The organism is Corynebacterium atrinae (assembly GCF_030408455.1).
Taxonomy (GTDB): Bacteria; Actinomycetota; Actinomycetes; order Mycobacteriales; family Mycobacteriaceae; genus Corynebacterium; species Corynebacterium atrinae.
Window position 1 is genome coordinate 1640643 of sequence record NZ_CP046977.1, and the last position, 17724, is coordinate 1658366.

The following is a 17724-nucleotide window of genomic DNA, read 5'->3' on the forward strand; positions in this document are numbered from 1 at the left end:
ACGACGATGCTCGCTTGCCGCCCGCCGTTCCATTCAGGGACTGCTCGCCACGTTCACCCCTACGTACAGTGGCACCATGAGCACCCCGCACCTGGAGCACACCTTCGCCACCGATCTCCCCGAGCTGGTCATGCCCTGGTCCGCCGAGGAATCACCTAGTCCCCAGCTGCTCGTTCTGAATGAGCCACTCGCCGTCGAACTCGGCCTCGACCTCGATTGGCTCCGCAGCCCGGAGGGATTTGAATTCCTCCTCGGCCGCGGCGAGGGCACTGTCGCCATGGCATATTCGGGGCATCAATTCGGGCAATTCTCACCCCAGCTTGGCGACGGCCGCGCACTCCTCCTCGGCGAAATCCTCACCCCAGGAGGGGCCCGACGGGACCTCCACGTCAAAGGCTCCGGGCCCACTCCATTCTCCCGGGGTGGCGACGGGCGCGGGGCCGTCGGCCCCATGCTGCGGGAGTACCTCGTCTCCGAGGCGATGCATGCCCTGGGCGTACCGACGACCCGCTCGCTAGCGGTGCTGAGCACGGGCCGGAAAATCCAGCGGGGCCGGGTCGTCCCCGGCGCGGTGCTCGTGCGGGTCGCCGATAGTCACATCCGCATTGGCACGATGCAATACGCCCGACTCAAGGATGAGACCCCGGAGCTTGCCAGCCGCCTTGCCGAGCACGTCCGACTCCGGCACTACCCGGACGTCGACGACGCCCTCGAGCTGTTCACCGCCATCATGGACCGCCAGGTCGCCACCGTCGCCGCGTGGATGCGGCTGGGCTTCATCCACGGGGTGATGAACACCGACAACACCACCCTGAGCGGGGAAACCATCGACTATGGCCCCTGCGCATTCATGGACGCTTACTATCCGGCGACGGTCTACAGTTCCATCGATACTCAGGGCCGCTACGCCTACCGAAACCAACCGGCCGTCCTGGGGTGGAACTTCGCCCGTCTCGCGGAGGCGATGCTCCCGTTATTCACCCCAGATGGCAACGACGACGCGGGTCTCGCCGCCGCCCGCGAAGCGATGGAGACGTTTCCCGAGCGGTGGGAGAAGGCGAAAACCAGGGAGCTCAGCCGAGCACTCGACGTTCCCGCCAGCGCGACCGACGTCATCGAGGGGTACGAAGCCCTACTCCTCGCCCACTCCCCCGACCTCACCCGTTTCCACCGGGGTCTCGTCAACGCCGCCGACGGCGACGAGGCCATCTTGCGCGAGCTCATTCCGGCCGAGGATCTCGATCCGTGGCTCGCCAGTTGGCGCAGCCATTACCCAGGTGCCGCCACCCTTGCGCAGGTGCATCCTGTCTACATCCCGCGCAATCACCTCGTCGAGGAAGCACTCGACGCCGCCACCGACGGCGACCTCGATCCCTTCCACTCGCTTGTCAGCGCCGTGACGAACCCCTTCGAGGAGCAGCTCTCCTTGGTGCGCTACGCGCATCCGGCGCCGGAGGATTTTGGCCCCTACCGTACGTTCTGCGGCACCTAGAACTTGTCGATCTCCAGCTTTTTCATTCCCATCATCGTCTCGTAGGCGCCGGGGCGTGCCATGAGTTCGGCCATGTTGTCGGGCACGATCTGCCAGCTGAGCCCGAAACGGTCTTGGAGCCAGCCGCATTGTTCTGCCTCGGGAACAGCCGTCAGGCCATCCCACAGGTGATCGAGATCCGCTTGCCCGTGGGCGTTAACCATGAGCGAGGTGCCAGGTGTGAAGGTGAACGGCTGCGGAACGGCGGAGTCCATGGCTGTTAGCCACTCGCCGTAGAGCTGGAACTCGGAGAACACTATCTCCTCGGAATCCGGGTAACTCACCCGGTTGCCCACCCGGGACTCGGGGAATAAGGCGACGTACTCGTCAACGGCCTCCCGGGCCTTGCCCTGGGCCGGGCCGCAGAACATGAGGTTGGGGATGATGAACGGTCGGGGGTCTCCAGCCGGATTGGTGAGCATGAGTTGCCAGTTAACACCGTACTGGTCGGCGATCCAGCCGTAGTGTTCGGAAAAATCGTAGGCGCCCAGCTCCATGAGGATCTGCCCGCCGCCGTCGACCAACCTGCCCCACAACAGGTCGAGCTGTTCACGGGCATCCGCCATCCGGGAGGGGTCGAAGTTAACGAAGAAGCTCAGCGCCGGGGTAGGGCTGAACATGGGGCCTCCGTTGATGAGGGTGAGGCGATAGCCGTCGATGACCACATCGACGGTGAGGGTCTCGCCGGCCCTGTCCGACTGAAAGTCGGGGAGGCCTTCGGACGGGTAGGTGACGCGGGCGTCGATAAGCGTGTTGGGGAAGGTGGCCGCGTAGAAGGAAGCGGCCTCGTCGGCGTTTCGATCGAACCAGAGGTTGGGCACAATGCGTTGCATGAGGAAATGATAACGGCCCCTACCCGCGAGGGATAGGGGCCGCAGCTGGGAGTTTCTAGCGCTCCAGCTTGAGGGTCTTCTGGGTGTACTCCCACAGCTCGTTGAACATGGTCTCATCGTCGATGAGCTTGGTGCCGTAGGAGGGGATCATCTCGTGCAGCTTCGGGGACCACTCGATGAGGTTCTCACCGAAACAACGCTCGAGGAGCTCAACCATGGCGGCCGGGGCGATGGACGCACCCGGGGACGCGCCGAGGAGACCGGCGACGGAACCGTCGATGGAGTTAACCAAGGCGGTACCGAATTCGAGGGAACCGAAACGCGGGGCGGCGGTGGGCTTGATCACCTGGACGCGCTGACCGGCAATGACGGTCTCCCAATCCTCAGCATTGGCCGAGGGGACGTAGTCGCGCAGATCGACGAGGCGGTCCTCGAAGTTCTTCAACACCTCGGTGACCAGGTACTTGGTCAGCGCGAACTCGGAAGCCGCAACACCGAGGTAGGAAGGGATGTTGTCCGGGCGGATCGACTTGAACAGGTCGAGGTAGGAACCCTTCTTGAGGAACTTCGGGGTCCAGCCACCGTAGGGGCCAAACAACAGGCCCTTTTCGCCGTCGATGACGCGGGTATCCAGGTGCGGGACGGACATCGGCGGGGCACCCACCTTGGCCTTGCCGTAGACCTTGGCGGAATGCTGCTCGATGAGCTCGTCGTTGGTGCAGCGCAGCCACATGCCCGACACGGGGAAGCCGGCGTAACCGCGGACCTCAGGCACGCCAGCCTTGCGGAGCAGGTCGAGGGCGTAACCGCCGGCGCCAACGAAGACGAACTTCGCCTTGACCACGGAGACGTCACCGGTGTGGACGTTCTTGACGGTGATCTTCCACTTGTTGCCCTCGCGCTTGAGGTTGCGCACCTCCTGGCCGTAACGGACCTCGGTGCCGGAAGCCTTAGCGGCGGTGAGGAACTGCTTGGTCAGGGCGCCGAAGTTCACATCGGTGCCGATGTCGGTGCCAGAGTAGGCGACCTTCTCGGCGCCAAAGTCACGGCCCTTAGACATGACGGGGAGGCGCTCGGCGAACTTGGCGTCATCCTCCACGAATTCCATGCCGGGGAACAAAATGTTGCCGGAGAGAGCATCGTAGCGGCGACGCAGGTAATCAATCTGCTCCTCGCCCTGGCCGAAAGCCAGGTGCGGGACCGGGTTGATGAACTCGGTCGGATCGCCCAGCACACCATTATCGATCTGGTGGGACCAGAACTGGCGGGAGACCTGGAACTTCTCGTTGATATCGACGGCCTTGGAAAGATCGATCTTGCCGTTCTTTTCCGGGGTGTAGTTGAGCTCGCACAGTGCAGAGTGGCCGGTGCCCGCATTGTTCCACGGGGATGAGGACTCCTGGGCGGGTCCGTCGAGTCGCTCGAAGATAATTTGCGACCAGCTGGGCTCCAATTCTCGGAGCATAGCGCCGAGGGTGGCGCTCATAATGCCAGCACCGACGAGGGCGATATCGACCTCGTCGGTGACCTTTGCGGAGTTCTTATTGTCGGTGGACACCTTGTTGTTCCTCATTCGTCGTCGAAGCGGTGGGCAAGGCATGATCGGCATTGGCGTCGCATCACTACCCCTTCTCGCCCATTATCCGGTGCCATTCAACCTTACGCCTTCACATATCGGAGGTGGGCACTACTCCCGATTTCAATGTGGCAATCGCGGATTCCCCACCCCCTGCCCCCTCCCCCGACGGCCCCCGCTGCAAGGTCATATCCTAGACAGCATGACTGTTGCAGAAACCTGGCACGACGACATCCTCGGCCCCGGATTCCGCGCCCTGGATATTCCTTTGGGCCCCGACCCCGAGGGGGAGGGCGACGTACAGGCGACGCTGGTGCGTTACCTGCCGGACGGCCTCGACGCGGCCGATGGAGAGTGGACGAACAGAAGCGCCGTGCTGTGGGTGCCCGGCATGACGGACTACTTTTTCCACAGCCATGTAGCGAAGGCGCTGCACGAGGCCGGCTTCGCGGTGTACGCCGTGGATCCGCGCAAGATTGGGCGGGCCCGCCAAGCGGGGCAGCGGTGGCATTTCAGCCTCGACTTCGCTCACTACTTCCCCGACCTCACCGCCGCACTCGACATTATTACTGCCACTCATCCCGATGTGACCCCGATTGCCCACTCGACCGGCGGCCTGATCACGCCGCTGTGGGCGGACCACCTGGCCCGCAATGACAGCGCGCGCCACGCCAAGCTCAAGGGCATGGTGCTCAACAGCCCCTGGCTCGACATGCAATACCCACGAACGGCGGTAAGGCTGGGGCGACCGGTGATCAACGTTGCCGGGAAGTTGTTGCCCAACCTCGAGGTTCCCGGTGGCAACCTCGGCTCCTACGGGGTCTCACTGCACAAGGACCACTTCGGCGAATGGGACTTTGACACCGAGCTCAAGCCGGTAAGTGGGCACCGCAAGTATCTGGGCTGGTTGCGCGAGGTGCTGCGCGCGCAGAAGCGAGTGCAGGAAGGAAACGTGGATGTGGGTGTCCCCGTGCTCACGCTGTGCTCGACGCATTCCCTCCTCGGCGCTGGCTACTCCCCCGCCTCGAACTCCGCCGACACGGTGTTGGATACGGAGCAGATTCAGCGGTGGGCGCCGAAGCTCGGCGCGGACGTTACCGTGCGGCCCATTGAGGGCGCCCGCCACGATGTTTTCCTGTCCACCCCTACTCCCCAGGCGGAGGCACTCGAGGTAACTGAGGGTTGGCTTCGTCAGCATTAATTGCCAGCCTTAGGAAGCGCTAAGATGCCTCCATGACCCATTTCGACCTCATCATCATCGGCACCGGCTCCGGCAACTCCATCCCGGGACCAGAATTCAACGACAAGTCGATCGCTATCGTCGAAGAGGGCACCTTTGGTGGCACCTGCCTCAACGTTGGCTGTATCCCCACCAAGATGTACGTCTACGCAGCGGATACCGCTTTTGACACAGAGCACGCTGCTGAACTGGGCATTAATGCCCAGGTCAACTCCGTCGACTGGCCGGCCATAGTCGACCGAATCTTCGTCCAACGTATCGACCCGATCGCCGCCGGCGGCGAAGCCTATCGCCGCGGCCCCGAGACCCCGAATATCACCGTCTACAGCGGCCACGCCACCTTCGTCGGCGAGCGGACCATCCAGGTCGGCGCCGACACGATCAGCGCGGATCAGATCGTCATTGCCACCGGTTCGCGCCCGCAGGTGCCCACCGTCTTCCGGGAGTCGGGGGTGCGCTATTACACCAACGAAGACATCATGCGCCTGCCTGAGCAGCCGAAGTCGATAGTCATCATCGGCGGCGGCTTCATCGCGATGGAGTTCGCGCACGTCTTTGATGCCTTAGGCACGCACGTGACCCTCGTTCCGCGGTCCACACTCATGCGTACCCTCGACGCCGACCTGACCACGCAGGTCAACGACATCGCCTCTAAGCGATTCGACGTCCGCTACGGCCGCACCGTCTCCTCCCTCACCCAGGGCGAGGACGGCGTAACCGTTACGCTTGACGACGCCTCGACGGTCACCGCCGACGTCGTCCTCGTCGCCACCGGTCGCGTCCCCAACGGTGATCGCCTCGACCTGGCGGCCGGCGGCATCGAAATGCTTGCCGACGGCCGCGTCGCCGTCGACGAGTTCGGCCGCTCCACCACCGCACCGGGTGTGTGGGCGTTGGGCGATGCCTCTTCGCCATACATGCTTAAGCACGTGGCCAACGCCGAAATGCGCGCCGTTCGCCACAACCTGCTGCACCCAGAAGACCTCAAGCCAATGCCCCACACCAACGTGCCCTCCGCGGTGTTCACGCACCCGCAGATCGCCACCGTCGGGCTGACCGAGCAGCAGGCCATCGACGCCGGGTACGACATCACCGTCAAGATCCAGAACTACGGTGATGTTGCCTACGGCTGGGCCATGGATGACCACACCGGCATCTGCAAGCTCATCGCCGACAAGCAGACGGGCCGACTGTTGGGCGCCCACTATCTTGGCGCCCAGGCCGCCACGCTGATCCAGCAGATGATCACGGTCATGGCTTTTGATCTCGACGTCCGCGAGGTGGCTACCCAGCAGTACTGGATCCACCCCGCCCTGCCGGAGCTGACCGAGAACGCGCTGCTGGGGCTGGAGTTTTAGCTAGTCCGCCAGCGTGAGGATTTCATTGCCATCGGCGGTGATAACGATGGTGTGCTCGAACTGGGCGGTGAAACGACGATCGTTGTTCTGCACCGTCCAGTCGTTGTCCCAGATCGTGTAGTCCAGGTCGCCGAGGTTGATCATCGGCTCCACCGTCAAGGTCATGCCCGGCTCGAGGATGTCCCGGTAAACGGTGGAATCGTAATGCAAGACCACGAGGCCGTTGTGGAAGGTGGGGCCGACACCGTGGCCGGTGAAGTCGCGGACTACGTTGTAGCCGAAACGGTTGGCGTAGGACTCAATCACCCGCCCGATGACGTTGATCTCGCGGCCCGGCTTCGCGGCCTTGATGCCCCGCATCATGGCCTCCTTCGTCCGCTCGACGAGGAGGCGGTGCTCCTCGGAGACGTTGCCCGCGAGGAAGGTCGCATTGGTATCGCCGTGGACGCCATTCTTGAAGGCGGTGATGTCGATGTTGACGATGTCGCCGTCTTCAATCACGGTGCTGTCCGGGATGCCGTGGCAGACGATCTCATTCATTGAGGTGCACGAGGACTTGGGGAAGCCCCGGTAGCCAAGAGTGGAGGGGTAGGCGCCGTGGTCGGCCATGTACTCGTGGGCAATGCGGTCGAGGTCGTCGGTGGTGTTGCCCGGAACCACGGCCTCACCGGCGACTTTGAGGGCGTTGGCGGCAATCTTCGAGGCCTCACGCATCGCCTCGATGACCTCGGGCGTCTGGACGAACGGCTCGCCGATGTTCTCCTGCACATCGTCTTTCCACACGTATTCAGGTCGGGCGATGTGGTCGGGAACGGAGCGGATCGGAGAAATCTTGCCTTGAGTCAGGGGTGCGCGAGTAGACATACGGGTCATCGTAGTCCGGGCTCGGCCCGGTATCCGTCCAGGGTCCGGAAGAAGTGATCCGTAATGGCCACGGAAACCTCTGATCCGCCTCCCAGCACCACCAGCGTGGCGAAGGCAATATCGTCGTCGCGGTAGCCGGCGAACCAGGCGTGCGAACCCTCGTTGATTTCCGCCTCACCGGTCTTGCCGTGGATCTCGCCGCCCGCCTGCATTCCGCGGGCAGTGCCGGAGGTGACCACCGAGCGCATCATCCGCTGCACCTGGCTGATTGCACCCGGGTCGGGGGCCGGGAGGTTTTCGCTGACCTGGGTCTCGTGGCCGTCGATAAGCACGGGCACGGGGGTGTCGCCGCGAGCGGCGGTGGCGGCGACCAGCGCCAGACCGAAGGGGCTCGCGAGGTCGAGGCCCTGACCGTAGCCGGCTTCGGTGCGCTCCAGCGGAGTCTCGCCCTCCGGCACCGAGCCGGTGACAGTGCCCAAGCCTGGGATGTCGTAGTCGACGCCGAGGCCGAATTGCTTCGCGGTGTGCTTGAGTTGGCCCGGCTCCAACCTGGTGGAAATATCGGCAAAAGTGGTGTTGCACGAACTGGCAAATGCTCGCTCTAACGGCACGTTTCCGAGGGCGAACATGTTGTAGTTGACCACATGGCGGCCGTAGAGATCCATGCTGCCGGGGCAGGGCACGATGGTGTCAGCGCTCAGTCCCTCGTCTTGAATACCGGCGGCGGCGGTGATGATCTTGAACACGGAGCCGGGTGGGAACTGACCCGAGAGGGCGAGATCGCCGGCCTCATCCGCCTTCTTCGTCTGCGCGACCGCGAGCACCTGCCCCGTGGAGGGACGGATAGCCACAATCATCGCCTGCGACTCCGGCCGCAAATTAACCGCATCCTGGGCGGCCCGTTGGATGTTGTAATCCAGCCCGACGCGCACTGCCGGGGCCGGGGCGGCCGCATGGTATTCGAGGTCATCGATAGTCGCCCCATACTGGTTAACGGCCGTGACTTTCCACCCGTTCGCGCCATCGAGCTCGTCGCCCACGATGGTGGACACGCGCGACATGATGTCCGGGGCGAAACCTGGATCGACGGTGACCATCGCGGCTTCCTCATTGACGATGATGCCCTCCACGCTTTCCAGCTTGTCGCGCACCACCGGCCCCACGGTCGAGTCGAGCATCATGACGGAATAGCGGCCCTGTGCTCCGTCCAGACGGCTGGCCAACGCCGCCGCGTCGACCGGCTTCTCGGGCCCCGTCGCGTTGACTGCGCTAGCGATCTGCGCCGCCACGGGGCGCACATCGCTCACCGCATCAGTGTCCACTAGCACCCGATAGACCACGCCAGGCTGCAGAATATCCGCCCCATCGGAACTAACCACGCTGGCCTTGCCCGCTGGAACCGGCCGCAACTCGAGGTGTTGGTTCGCCCCGAGGCGCGGGTGCAGAATCGTGGGCTGCCAGCGAACAGTCCAGTCCTGCCCCGCCTTCGTCAGCGTCATCGACGTGTCATAGCGCAGCGTGCGTTCCCGCGGAAGCTGCCACTCCAGCGTGTATTTCGCGGTAGCGAGGTTGTCCTGGGCGCTAACCTCATTGAGCGTCGTCGTCAGCCCCTCGGCCTGCAGGCCGTCGAAGGTCGTGCTGATGATGTCCTCGGCGGTTGATGGCACGTCCACCAACTCAGAGAGCTTATCGACGTCCCGGTCGGCCAAAGCCTCCAAGAAATCCTCCGCCGTGGGCTCGGCGGAGGGAGGCTTGGGCGTGCACGCTGCCAGCCCAAACACTAAGGTCGTGGCCACGCAGGCCGCGGTCGCCCTCTTCATGAGCTACCGGGTGACCTTGACCTCTGGCCGAGCGCCTTCGATTTCCTCCAGGCCCTGCTCTTCAGCCAGGCGCATGGCTTCCTCGATGAGGGTCTCTACAATCTTGGACTCCGGCACGGTCTTGATCACTTCGCCCTTGACGAAGATCTGACCCTTGCCATTGCCCGATGCCACCCCCAGGTCAGCATCGCGGGCCTCGCCCGGGCCATTGACCACGCAGCCCATGACGGCAACGCGCAACGGGAACTCCATGCCCTCCAGCCCGGCGGTAACTTCCTCGGCGAGGGTGTACACATCAACCTGGGCGCGGCCACAGGAGGGGCAGGACACGATCTCGAGCTTGCGGGGGCGCAAATTCATCGACTGCAGAATTTGGTCACCGACCTTGATTTCCTCCACCGGGTCCGCGGACAGCGAAACGCGAATGGTGTCGCCGATGCCCTCAGACAACAGGGCGCCGAAGGCGACGGACGACTTGATGGTGCCCTGAAACGCGGGGCCCGCCTCCGTCACGCCGAGGTGCAAGGGGTAATCAGACTGCGCGGCCAGCTGGCGGTACGCCTCGACCATGATGACCGGGTCGTTGTGCTTGACCGAAATCTTGATGTCTCCGAAGCCGTGCTCCTCGAACAGGCCCGCCTCCCACAAGGCGGATTCCACGAGGGCCTCGGGGGTGGCCTTTCCGTACTTCTCCATCAGCCGCTTGTCCAAGGAGCCGGCGTTGACGCCGATGCGGATGGGAATACCGGCATCACCAGCAGCCTTAGCGACTTCCTTGACCCGGCCATCAAACTCCTTGATGTTGCCCGGGTTGACACGCACCGCTGCGCAACCAGCGTCAATGGCAGCGAAAATGTACTTCGGCTGGAAGTGAATATCCGCAATGACAGGAATCGGCGACTTCTTCGCGATGATCGGCAGCGCTTCCGCATCCACCGTCTTCGGGCAGGCGACTCGGACTATGTCACAGCCGGAGGCCGTGAGCTGCGCGATCTGCTGCAAGGTGGCGTTGATGTCGTGGGTCTTCGTGGTCGTCATGGACTGCACCGAGATCGGGTAGTCAGATCCCACGCCCACATTGCCCACCATCAGCTGGCGAGTCTTCCGACGAGGCGCCAGGGTGGGCGGCGGAGCATCCGGGATACCGAGTCCAATGGAAGTCGACACTGTTAGAGATTCTCCTGACAATTCATGCTGGAATTAGTTCTTCCCAACTCTACCCCGCTCATCCAAACATCCGTACCGGGTTGACCACGTCTGCCACGATGACAATGACGCCAATGGTCAGCAACGTCGCTGCCATGGCGTAAGTGATGGGCATGAGCTTCTCGTAGTTTGCCGGCCCACCTGGCGCCAAGCCGCGAGCGCGGCGGACAAGATCGCGAATCTTCTCATACAGCACCACCGCAATGTGCCCGCCATCCAGCGGCGGGAGCGGCACCAAGTTGAACAACGCGAGGAAGAAGTTCAGCGAAGCAAGCATGAGCCAGAAAACATCCCACAGGGAACGCTCCGCCAGCTCGCCACCCACGCGGGAGGCGCCGACCACGCTCATCGGGCCTTCCTGGTCGCGTTCGCCACCGAAGATGGAGGCCACCACGCCGGGGATCTTCGCCGGGAAGGCGGCCAGGCCGCGAACGGTGCCGTCGAGCAGCCGCCACGTGAACTCACCCGTGGCGCCGACGGCCTCGACGGGGCCATAGCTCTTGATGGCATCGGGGATCGGGGCGCTGGTCACGCCAATAGCGCCCGCTTCTACCCCACTGCGGATCACCGTGGGCACGTCGATAGCAATCTCCATCGGGGTACCGTTGCGCTCCACCGACAACGTGACCGTCTGGCCCGGCATGGCCAGGACCGTGTCGCGGACCTCGGTGAAGGAGCGCACCTGCTGGCCATTGAGCGCGACGATGCGGTCACCGACTTCGAGCCCAGCCACCTCGGCCGGTCCCGGCCCAGTGCAGCGAGCGAGGGTCGTCTCAGAAACCTGATCGGACACACACGACAGCTCGCCAACCAAGGGACGGGTATCGGCGTGCGGATTAGGGATACCACTAGTCACCGCGACGCCATAGATAACGATGAAGCCGATGATGAGGTTAGCCATCACGCCACCCGAGAGCACGATAATGCGCTGCCACCACGGCTTTTTCACCATGGCGTGCGGAGCTTCTTCTTCGGTGACGGGATCCTGCGCCGTCATCCCGGCGATGTCGCAGAAACCGCCGAAGGGCAGTGCCGCGAAACCATACGTCGTCTGCCCGATCTTCTTCGACCAGATCGTCGGGCCGAAACCGATGAAGAAGCGGCGCACCCGCATGCCAAAGGCCCGCGCAGTGAGCATGTGCCCCGCCTCGTGCAGCGCGATCGTCACCGCGATGCCCAGCGCAAAGAGGAAGACGCCCAGGAAATAAGAAACCACAAGACTCCTTAACTATCGACGATCGCGTTGGCCCGCCCGCGAGCCTCTCGTTCTACCGCGAGGATGTCATCGACCGTTGACGGTACACCGTCTGCAAAGCTGTCCGCGTCCGCCAACACTTCCGCCACGGTGTCCACAATCTGCGGGAAGCGGATCCGCCCCGCCAGGAAAGCAGCCGCGGCCTCCTCGTTGGCGGCGTTGTACACCGCCGGGAACATCCCCCGTCGCGTGGCGACGTCCCGGGCAAGCTGGACGGCGGGGAACGCGGCGTCGTCAAGCGGTTCAAAGGTCCAGGCATGCGCCTGCGTGAAATCGAGCGCCGGCTGCGCGCCGGCGACGCGGCGCGGCCAATCCAGCGCATGGGCGATGGGCAGCTTCATCGACGGCGGGGAGGCTTGCGCGATGGTGCCACCATCGACGAAGGTGACGGCGGAATGGATGATCGACTGGGGGTGCACCGTGACGTCGATACGCTCCGCCGGCATCCCAAACAGCAACGTCGCCTCGATGAGCTCTAAGCCTTTATTCACCAACGTCGCAGAGTTCAGCGTATTCATCTGCCCCATCGACCACGTCGGATGCGCAGCCGCCTGCTCCGGGGTCACATCCCACATCTGCTCCCGTGTCCAACCCCGGAAGGGTCCACCGCTAGCGGTGAGAACCAGGCGGGCAACTTCCTCGCTGCTCCCCGAACGCAAACACTGCGCCATTGCCGAATGCTCCGAATCAACCGGAACAATCTGCCCCGGCCTCGCCAAACCCATGACCAGGTCACCGCCAGCCACGAGGGATTCCTTATTGGCCAGAGCCAACGTGGAACCCAGCTCGATCGTGGCCAACGTCGACGCCAGCCCCAAAGATCCAACCAGAGCATTGAGAACCGTATCTGCCTCGATATCTCGAACCAGCTGATCAGCCCGCGGCACAACCGCCCCGCCAAGCTCCCGCGCGACAACCTCCGCAGCCTTCGGCTGGGCGACGCAGACCTGACTCGGCCCCAACTTCAATGCCCGCGCCTGAGCGACGACCAGAGCAGGATCGGAACCTCCCGCAGCGATGCCGACCACCTCGAATAAGTCAGGATTGTCGGCGATGACCTCTAAGGCTTGGGTACCGATCGACCCCGTCGAACCGAGGATGAGAATGCGCTTAGGCCGCTTGGGTGTAGTCACACCACCTATTGTTTCACCCCACGGGGGCAACCCCAAGTGTGACCCCGCTACTGCTGGGGGTGTTTTGTCGCAACGGCCAGTCGAGTATGCAAAGATATTGGACAAGTACCTGAGAAAAGTTCAGCATGCCAACATTTAGGCGTGCTCTTGAGAAGGAGAAGGAACGTGGCTGCTTCCCACGAGATCGTGCCAGAGGTTCACAAGGGAACCTCCACCCTGGATGTCCCCTCCGCGGGCCTCGGTTGGAGCGAGCTCAGCCGCACCACCGTGCAGGTATCTGGATGGATCTCCGTCGCGATCATGCTCGGATACAACTTCGGTAACCACACCGGCCACGTCGAAACCATCTGGCTGCTGGCCATTGCCGCCGTTATCGCCCTTGGCCTGCTGATCCACCTCTTCGAGCCTAAGCTCTCCCAGGTCCGCACCGTCACCGGCCACAACAAGGCCGCTAACCACGTGGAGCCGGACTGGAACTACGACCAGGCCACCCTCTCCGGCAGCTACTCTCAGCTGTCTGACTCCGAATTGCGCGCCCTCAACATCGAGCCCTCCCGCGTTGCCCACCTGCGCGAGGTCGAAAAGGCCTAATTCGCCTTCTATCTGATCGCCCGCCGAAAATTGTCTCGGCGGGCGATTTTTTTGATTCCTGGCAATGGGGTCGGTCGGGCTTTGCCCGTCGTTTGGTGTGATCCCGACTATTAGCCGCTGGCCCTGGAGGCGACCTGGGCTTTCACGCCAAATCCGGCCCGAAAACGCTGTTCCGGTCGTGATCAGCCCGTCGCGATCACGACTCCTCCCGACATTTAGCCGACCGCCCGGAACCCGACCTGGGCTTTCACGCCAAATCCGGCCCGAAAACGCTCTTCCGGTCGTGATCAGCCCGTCGCGATCACGACTCCTCCCGACATCTAGCCACAGCCGCGGCAAGCATGTCGGCCATCTGTCCGCGAACTCGCACGAAAACGCCATTCCCGTCGCGAACAGCCCGTCGCGATCAACCGAACCCTTACTTCACTGTGCGGCGGACCTTGTCGAAAATCTCCGGCAGATTCGTGCGCACCCGTTTGACTGACAACGCCGCCGAACCAATCCATAGTGCGACAGGCAGGCCGATGGCGAGAATCGCACCCAGGACAGGATTAACAAAGTAGAGGATGAGGCCGCCAGGGAGGGAGGGGATCCAGCCGATGAGGAGGATGGCGAACACGGCGAGGAAGGCCGCCGAAGAGTACCCCGACTTGTCGTTCCAGGGGTTCGTACCCGGTAATGATGTGGGATATGGGTTGAAGGTGGAGAGGAAAAGGGCGATCGCGGCACCGGAGAACAATAACCCGATGGACAGCACCGCGATCTTCCATTCGCCGAGGAACAATGCTCCAACGACGAGCGCAAGTTGGATAGAGGACAGCGGAGTCATGGAGGCTGCGTGACGGGCGATGACGAGGGTTCGGGCGTCGACGCCAGTGATGATGTGCGTCCATGTCGCCGGACCGTCAAAGCCGAAGTCATTGACTGCCATCATGGCGGCGCTCAGTGATGCGACGGCGATGCCCAAGGTGAGGAAAAATGTGTCTCCTCTTAATCCCTGGTAGAGGAAGAAAATGATGACTACTGGCATGGTGACCAGGGAAGAAAGCAGACGGGAATCGCGGCGGACGTATCGCATAGCGCGGGAGTAAACGTATGCCCAGGGCTGCTCGGGGAAGCCGGGGAGCAGGATTGTTCCTTTTGACTTGGCGGTGGCTTCCCCAGTACCGCTTTGGTCGAGGGGCGCAACCATCTGGCTGGCAATCTGACGGGTCCACAGCCAACCACCACCGACCAAGGTGACTATCGCGATGCATAGCTGCGCCAGGGCAGCAATCCAGTTGCCTGCTGCAGCGGAAACGACTGCACCGGGGGCGGCTGCTAGCGGCGTCCAGGCCAAAACGGACCCAAGGAGGTCAAGCCGAATCGTGTCCGGGTTCATACTGTTGAGCATGTTGAAGCCGAGGATGAGGACGATCATGATGAGCGAGCCGTAGATGTTGGCGCGATCTTGTTTGATACGCCCTCCCCCGCTGCCTACTGCCAGCAGGATGCGGGAAAGCACGATCGTCGTTAGCGCTGCGACGACCATGGATAGAATCCACGGAACCGCCCACGCACCAGGAAGAATAATGGCGCCGAAGATCGCGGTGGCGAGGCTGCAGATGATGACGAGGATGCCTCGGGAGGACACCAGCGCTGACAGGGCGAAGCCGGGGACAACTTGTTTGGCCGTCAGCGGCAGCGAAGCCAGCAAGGAGGGGCGGACGGCATCATCACCGGCCGCAAGGACGAGCGATGCTGCCAAGAAGGCCACCGTGCCGATAGCTGAGATACCGGCAAGCCCGGCCCACTCCCCTTGAGAAAAGAGAAGTATGGAGGCTAGGCCGATGACCGCGTAAACGTACAGCAACACGGTCATGATCGCCCCGGAGCGATTCGCTTCGGAGTTCCGGCGGCGCAGGGTGCGCTGGAGGCGGAAGATCAGTTGGGTCATGAGCGGTTCAACCAATCAAGCGAGCCCTCCTGCAAGGCGGCGCCACCTACCTCATCGATGAAGACATCGACGAGGCTGCGACCTTGGCGGACCTCATCCACATGACCGGCCACGGCCACCTGGCCGTGGTTGATGATCGCGACGTGATCGCACAGACCCTCGACGAGTTCCATGACGTGCGAGGAGAGGATAACGGTGCCACCGCGGGCGGCGAAACTCCGCAGGATTTCTTGGATGAGGCGCCCGGAGACGGGGTCGACGGCCTCAAGGGGCTCATCCAGGATGAGCACTTCCGGGCCGTGGAGCAGTGCCCCGGCCAGCAGGATCTTTTTGGTCATGCCCGCGGAGTAATCGACGATGTACTTATTGCCGGCCTCGGTGAGGCCGAGGGCGTCGAGAAGCTGGGTGGAGCGCTGCTTGACCTGCACCGGATCCATCCCTCGCAGGCCGCCGAGGTAGCTCAAGTACTCCGGGCCGGAGAGGCGGTCGAAGACGGCGATGCCGTCGACGAGCAGTCCCATGGCTTCCTTCGCGGGAAGAGGATCGGTCCAGACGTTGTGGCCGCAGATGAAGACCTCGCCGGCGGTCGGGCGTGCCAACCCGGCCGCCATGGTGATCATCGTTGTTTTACCGGCACCATTCGGGCCGACGATGCCGTAAATCGATCCGCGAGGAATGTCGAGGTTGAGTCGGTCGACGGCGATATTCTTGCCAAAGCGTTTGGTCAGGTCACGAGCGAGGAGTGCCGAAGTCATGCCTCCAACACTAGAACTCTTACTTCTCCTCCGCTGCAAGCTGACCGCACGCCGCCGCGATTTCATGGCCCTTGGTGTCGCGAACCGTGCAGGTTACTCCCTGGGCAATGACGCGGCGGACGAACTCGTCCTGGCGCTCCCGGGGTGAGGCATCCCACTTCGAGCCCGGCGTCGGGTTGAGGGGAATGAGGTTGACGTGAACCTTCGGGCCGAGTGCCTTGTGCAGCTTCTTGCCCAACAAATCAGCGCGCCAGCCTTGATCGTTGATGTCGCGGATGAGCGCGTATTCGATGGACACGCGGCGGCCAGACTTGTCGGCGTAGTACCGGGCAGCGTCGAGAACCTCATCGACCGAGAAGCGGTTGTTGATGGGCACGAGCGTGTCACGCAGTTCGTCGTCCGGGGTGTGCAGCGAGACGGCGAGGGTGACTGACATGTCTTCGTCGGCGAGCTTGCGAATGGCCGGTGCCAGCCCCACCGTGGACACGACGACGTTACGCTGGGAAATGCCGAAGCCCCGTGGCGAGGGCTCGGTGATCTGCCGGACCGCGGACACCACGCGCTTGTAGTTGGCTAGCGGCTCACCCATGCCCATGAAGACGATGTTGCTCAGGCGGGAATCTTCCGCTTCCATCGTCGCGGCCGCCGCCCGAACCTGATCGACGATCTCACCGGTGGAGAGGTTGCGGTCGAGTCCACCCTGGCCGGTGGCACAGAACGGGCACGCCATACCGCAACCGGCCTGGGAGGAAATGCACAACGTCGCGCGGCCCGGGTAGCGCATGAGCACCGACTCCAGCAAGGTGCCGTCGTTGAGGCGCCACAACGACTTCGTCGTGTCACCCTCGTCGGTCTCGATGCTGCGCACCGGCGTGAGCAGAGTAGGAAACATGTGCTTGGCGACGTCCGCGCGAGCCTGCTCCGGCAGGTCCGTCATCGTCGAAGGATCGGCCTCAAAGCGGCCGTAGTAATGGCGGGCAATCTGGTCGGCACGGAACTTGGGCAGACCGAGGTCCTTGAGCTGCTCGATGCGCTGCTCAGGGGTGAGGTCGGCAAAATGGGTCGGCGGCATCCCGCGCTTGGGCGCGGAAAACTGGAGAGCAATCGGTTCAGCCATAATGGCCCCCATTCTCGCATGCCCCAGCGGGTGTTACCGAATTGTTGACATGCCACGGGCTCAATATTGTTGGCAAAACATGCGCGCAGAGCGTTGAATACTAGGTATGACTTCTCCGAACCCATCCCGCGACGACTTCTCCGACCTGCCTGCCGTGCAGAACGAACCGATGCCCCAGCACCTAGACGAGAACCGGGATGTCTACGCAGAAGAGCCCGCCGTTGTAGACACCACGACGGTAGTTGCGCCCAAACCCAAGGTAAAGAGTTCGCTGGCGGGCAGCACCTGGGCAGCACTCATCATCGGTGCACTGCTGCTCATCTTGCTGCTCGTGTTCATCTTGCAAAACCAGCAGTCCATAGAACTCAACCTCTTTGCGTGGAGCTTCAGCTTCCCGGCGGGTATCGGATACTTATTCTCCGCCATCACCGGCGCGCTCATCATGGCTCTCGTCGGTGGCGTGCGCATGTTGGAGCTGCGCCGGCAGTTGAAAAAGCGCAGCTAGCAGC

General features: G+C 63.0%; 15 protein-coding genes. 5 read left to right on the forward strand and 10 right to left on the reverse strand.

Annotation, left to right across the window (positions count from 1 at the left end; translation table 11 throughout):
* Window positions 1-76: 76 nt before the first annotated feature.
* Window positions 77-1492, forward strand: a complete 1416-nt coding sequence (locus CATRI_RS08035; RefSeq protein WP_290216423.1) for a protein adenylyltransferase SelO — start codon at window positions 77-79, stop codon at window positions 1490-1492.
* Here CATRI_RS08035 and CATRI_RS08040 read toward each other — a convergent pair.
* Together CATRI_RS08040 and mqo are read right to left on the reverse strand one after the other, a co-directional pair.
* Complete coding sequence (locus CATRI_RS08040) at window positions 1489-2364, reverse strand: VOC family protein (protein ID WP_290216426.1); 876 nt, start codon at window positions 2362-2364, stop codon at window positions 1489-1491. The two genes, CATRI_RS08035 and CATRI_RS08040, sit on opposite strands and share 4 nt — an antisense overlap.
* A gap of 55 nt (window positions 2365-2419) precedes the next feature.
* Window positions 2420-3922, reverse strand: coding sequence for a malate dehydrogenase (quinone) (mqo, locus tag CATRI_RS08045; RefSeq protein WP_290216428.1), 1503 nt, complete (start codon window positions 3920-3922; stop codon window positions 2420-2422).
* A 220-nt stretch (window positions 3923-4142) separates the two neighbouring features.
* On the opposite strand from mqo, the gene CATRI_RS08050 reads away from it, so the two are divergent.
* The gene (locus tag CATRI_RS08050) at window positions 4143-5141 is read left to right on the forward strand and encodes an alpha/beta fold hydrolase (protein ID WP_290216430.1); all 999 of its coding nucleotides are present in this window, start codon (window positions 4143-4145) and stop codon (window positions 5139-5141) included.
* A gap of 32 nt (window positions 5142-5173) precedes the next feature.
* Window positions 5174-6538 carry a mycothione reductase gene (mtr, locus tag CATRI_RS08055; protein ID WP_290216432.1) on the forward strand — a complete coding sequence of 455 codons (1365 nt, stop codon included), beginning with the start codon at window positions 5174-5176 and terminating at the stop codon, window positions 6536-6538.
* Here the strand turns inward: mtr and map are convergent, their stop codons facing one another.
* The 5 genes from map to dxr are packed head-to-tail and all read right to left on the reverse strand — an operon-like array spanning window position 6539 to window position 12816.
* The gene (gene map / locus CATRI_RS08060; protein ID WP_290216435.1) at window positions 6539-7402 is read right to left on the reverse strand and encodes a type I methionyl aminopeptidase; all 864 of its coding nucleotides are present in this window, start codon (window positions 7400-7402) and stop codon (window positions 6539-6541) included.
* A gap of 5 nt (window positions 7403-7407) precedes the next feature.
* Complete coding sequence (locus CATRI_RS08065; RefSeq protein WP_290216437.1) at window positions 7408-9222, reverse strand: penicillin-binding transpeptidase domain-containing protein; 1815 nt, start codon at window positions 9220-9222, stop codon at window positions 7408-7410.
* 3 nt (window positions 9223-9225) lie between these two features.
* Entirely contained in the window at window positions 9226-10389 is a 1164-nt protein-coding gene (ispG, locus tag CATRI_RS08070) for a flavodoxin-dependent (E)-4-hydroxy-3-methylbut-2-enyl-diphosphate synthase (protein ID WP_290216439.1), read from the reverse strand.
* A 58-nt stretch (window positions 10390-10447) separates the two neighbouring features.
* Window positions 10448-11644, reverse strand: coding sequence for a M50 family metallopeptidase (locus tag CATRI_RS08075; protein WP_290216441.1), 1197 nt, complete (start codon window positions 11642-11644; stop codon window positions 10448-10450).
* Window positions 11645-11652: 8 nt separating this feature from the next.
* Window positions 11653-12816: a 1-deoxy-D-xylulose-5-phosphate reductoisomerase gene (gene dxr, locus CATRI_RS08080; protein ID WP_290216443.1), complete on the reverse strand. Its 1164-nt coding sequence runs from the start codon at window positions 12814-12816 to the stop codon at window positions 11653-11655.
* Window positions 12817-12981: 165 nt separating this feature from the next.
* Here dxr and CATRI_RS08085 point away from each other — a divergent pair, with 165 nt between their 5' ends.
* Window positions 12982-13407 carry a DUF2631 domain-containing protein gene (locus tag CATRI_RS08085; RefSeq protein ID WP_290216445.1) on the forward strand — a complete coding sequence of 142 codons (426 nt, stop codon included), beginning with the start codon at window positions 12982-12984 and terminating at the stop codon, window positions 13405-13407.
* A gap of 418 nt (window positions 13408-13825) precedes the next feature.
* Here the strand turns inward: CATRI_RS08085 and CATRI_RS08090 are convergent, their stop codons facing one another.
* The 3 genes from CATRI_RS08090 to rlmN are packed head-to-tail and all read right to left on the reverse strand — an operon-like array spanning window position 13826 to window position 17215.
* The gene (locus CATRI_RS08090) at window positions 13826-15343 is read right to left on the reverse strand and encodes a hypothetical protein (protein ID WP_290216446.1); all 1518 of its coding nucleotides are present in this window, start codon (window positions 15341-15343) and stop codon (window positions 13826-13828) included.
* On the reverse strand, window positions 15340-16098 hold the full coding sequence (locus CATRI_RS08095) for an ABC transporter ATP-binding protein (protein ID WP_290216448.1): 759 nt from the start codon (window positions 16096-16098) through the stop codon (window positions 15340-15342). Before CATRI_RS08095 ends, CATRI_RS08090 begins: the two co-directional genes overlap by 4 nt.
* A 19-nt stretch (window positions 16099-16117) precedes the next feature.
* Entirely contained in the window at window positions 16118-17215 is a 1098-nt protein-coding gene (gene rlmN, locus CATRI_RS08100) for a dual-specificity RNA methyltransferase RlmN (RefSeq protein WP_290216450.1), read from the reverse strand.
* A 106-nt stretch (window positions 17216-17321) separates the two neighbouring features.
* Between rlmN and CATRI_RS08105 the strand changes: the two genes are divergently transcribed.
* Window positions 17322-17720, forward strand: coding sequence for a LapA family protein (locus CATRI_RS08105; RefSeq protein ID WP_290216453.1), 399 nt, complete (start codon window positions 17322-17324; stop codon window positions 17718-17720).
* Window positions 17721-17724 lie beyond the last annotated feature (4 nt).